The 2,972-nt window shown below is 57.8% G+C and carries 2 protein-coding genes; one reads left to right on the forward strand and one right to left on the reverse strand.

Annotated features, from left to right (window positions below; genetic code table 11):
- Positions 1-105: 105 nt before the first annotated feature.
- Entirely contained in the window at positions 106-903 is a 798-nt protein-coding gene (locus tag L248_RS08535; RefSeq protein WP_022529774.1) for an alpha/beta hydrolase, read from the reverse strand.
- A gap of 162 nt (positions 904-1,065) precedes the next feature.
- Here L248_RS08535 and L248_RS08540 point away from each other — a divergent pair, with 162 nt between their 5' ends.
- On the forward strand, positions 1,066-2,880 hold the full coding sequence (locus L248_RS08540) for a glycerophosphoryl diester phosphodiesterase membrane domain-containing protein (protein WP_022529775.1): 1,815 nt from the start codon (positions 1,066-1,068) through the stop codon (positions 2,878-2,880).
- Positions 2,881-2,972 lie beyond the last annotated feature (92 nt).

The raw sequence follows: 2,972 nt of genomic DNA on the forward strand, positions 1-2,972 counted from the left end.
AAATCTGCGGAGCCCGTAGTCACCCGGGTCAGCGCCAAACACTCACCCGCACAAAAGGCCCCCATCACCGCAATCCACGGCGTTGGGGGCCGTTCTTATTGCCAATTACTGAAGATTCTTCTTGAAGAAGTCCAAGGTGTTCGCCAGGACGTCATCCTGGTACGCCTTGCCGTGGCGGCTGCCGGGGATGAACTGGGCGATGGTGGCGACGCCGGCTGCACTAAGGGCCGCTTGCATCTTCTCCACACCGCTGATCGGCACCAGCTCGTTCAGCGAGTTGGCGAAGTAAATGGGGCCGGATTGTGCGGTCACCCGCTGAATCGGGTCGGCCTCCTTCAACTGGGCCATGTCGCCGTTGACGTAGTTCAGGACAAACCACTTGTAGAACGCGTCGTGGGCGCCGTCTTGATCGATCTGGGCGCTGGCCAGGACGGTGGCGTCCTGCTTAGTGTCTGGCTCGGCGACGACGTCTGGGTGCTTGCTGACCCAGTCGTACAGGTCGAAGATACCGGACCAGGAGACGGCTGGGATGCCGAACTTCAGCGCCAGTTCGCCGGCCAGGTTGCCGCCGGCACTGGCTCCGACAGCCGCGATCTGGCTGTGGTCAAAGCTGTAATCACTGTTCTTGACCCACGTGTAGAGAGTCTCCAAGTCATCCCGGGAAGCGGGGAAGAGGTCCTTGGGGGCCAGGCGGTAGTTGGGTACGACGGTGAAGTAGCCGTATTCCGCTAAGATCTCGCCCAGGTCGGCTTCCTTGGACTTATCCCCGCGGAACCAGCCGCCGCCGTGGATAATGATGATGGCCGGTGAGCTGGCGGTCACTGCGTCGGTCGTGTAGAGGTCCGTTTTCAAGTCGTGCTGTGTATCATAGACCACATCTTTGGTAATCGTGACATCTGTCATTGAATATCGACTCCTTTGTCTCACTGGCGGTCCCGGAACGGCCGCCGTACTTTGTTTCGCAGTTATTATAAGCCGCTTTTTCAGAAAGGGCAGAAAATGTGCTCACGCGCCGTCAATGTGCCATAATGGCAAGTGACGTTAACCTTTTGGGGGCATTCATAAATGATTGGTACACGCAGTATTCGGTATACGGTCCAAGCCCTGCGCGAATTTTTTCGCCATTGGGGCAGTTATTTTATCCTGAGTTTTGTCGTTGGCGGGGTGATCAGCGAGTTGATCATTCCGCTTCTGCGGACAGTGACGCAGACCATTATGCAGCTCAGCCATATTCCGTACATCTCTTACAACAATTTGGGGGCGATCGTCACCCAGCATACCTGGGGGGCCATTGCGCTGGTCATCACACTGCTGGTGCTGCTGATGCTGGTTTACGCTCAGTTTGCCGTTCTTTTGACGGGGGTCGATAATGTCCTGCACCAGCGCCAGGAGAGTCTGCGGGCAGTCTTTGGGGCAGCGCTGCGGGATTTGGCCCGCATCCGGCCGACGACGATCTTCTTCTTTATCTTTTACTTCATCCTGATCGTCCCTTTCGCTGGCGGTATCGTGAACTCGGCACTGCTGAACAAGGTGCGGATTCCAGAATTCATTTTGGATTTTCTTGCCAACAACATTGTCTTTGCCATCCTCATCATTATCTTCTACTTGGGCTTAGGGTACCTGGGCATTCGTCTCATTCGGGTCCTGGGCCACATGATCTTGGCGGACCAGCCGGCTGGGGAAGCAGTGCGCCAGAGCTGGGCCGAGACCCGCGGGCACTTCTGGTTCTACTTCTGGCGGGTCGGCTGGGTCTCCGCTGCGGCAGCCTTGTTCCAGATGGCCTGGCAGGCCGGCTTGATTGCGCTGCAGTCCTATCTGGACAGTTCCCAGCCGGGCTGGGCATATGCGGGGGCAATCATGACCATGGCGGCCCTGCAAGTGGGCGGCCTCTTTCTCACTGCCTTGAGTACCACCCTGTATTACTTATTGCTGATTACGCCGGATGAAGTGAAGAAAGCCGCCCCGGCGCCGGTCAGCGTGCGCGAGATCAAGAAGCGCAAACGCTGGCCCCGGGTCGTCGCCGGGCTGCTGATCGGCTTGTTGGCCGCGGCGTACCTCATCTACAATGCGGTTTACATGGGCGGCGGTTTTGATTATCAGCCCGTCACCATTTCTCACCGCGGCGTGGACGACGGGAACGGGGTGCAGAATACCATTCCAGCGCTGGAGAAGACGGCCAAGGAGAAGCCGGATTATGTCGAGATGGACATTCACGAGACCAAGGATGGCCAGTGGGTGGTCATGCACGACGAGAATTACAAAGCCTTGACCGGCGTGAACAAGACCCCGCGGCAACTGACCCTGGCTCAGGCAACGAAGCTGACGGCCAAGGAGAATGGCCACAGCGCACCGGTACCCAGCTTCGACCATTATCTGGCGACGGCCGAGCGGATTCACCAGAAACTGATCGTCGAGGTGAAGACCACCGCCCATGATTCTCCCCACGCCGTGACGGGCTTCGTGCAGAAATACGGACCGCGCCTGATCAAGGATCACTTCCGGGTGCATTCCCTGGACTACCGGGTGATCCAGACGATCAAGGCCCGCCAGCCCAAGCTCTACGCCAGCTTCATCCTGCCTTACGCACTGGCCTTTCCGAAGACGAAGGCGAATGCCTACACGATGGAGTACACGACCCTGGACGCCGACTTCGTGAACCAAGCCAAGCTTAAGCAGCAGGCCGTGTGGGCCTGGACCGTGGACGACCAGGATAAGATGGAAGAAATGATGTATATCGGCGCTGACGGGATCATCACCGATGACCTGAGCGAGCTGCAGTCGACCATCAAACAGCAGGAAGATCATCCCAGCTACGCTGCCCGGTTGCGGATCTATAGCAACCAGTATGACTGGGGCAGCTTGAACGGGACAGAAAACTAAACGAGCGAAAAAAGGGACTGAGACAAAATTCTCCTTCGACGCCGTGCCAAAGCTCCGCAAGCTCCGGCAAAACGGGCGGCGACGCGCAGCTA

It is taken from the genome of Schleiferilactobacillus shenzhenensis LY-73 (assembly GCF_000469325.1).
Lineage (GTDB): Bacteria > Bacillota > Bacilli > Lactobacillales > Lactobacillaceae > Schleiferilactobacillus > Schleiferilactobacillus shenzhenensis.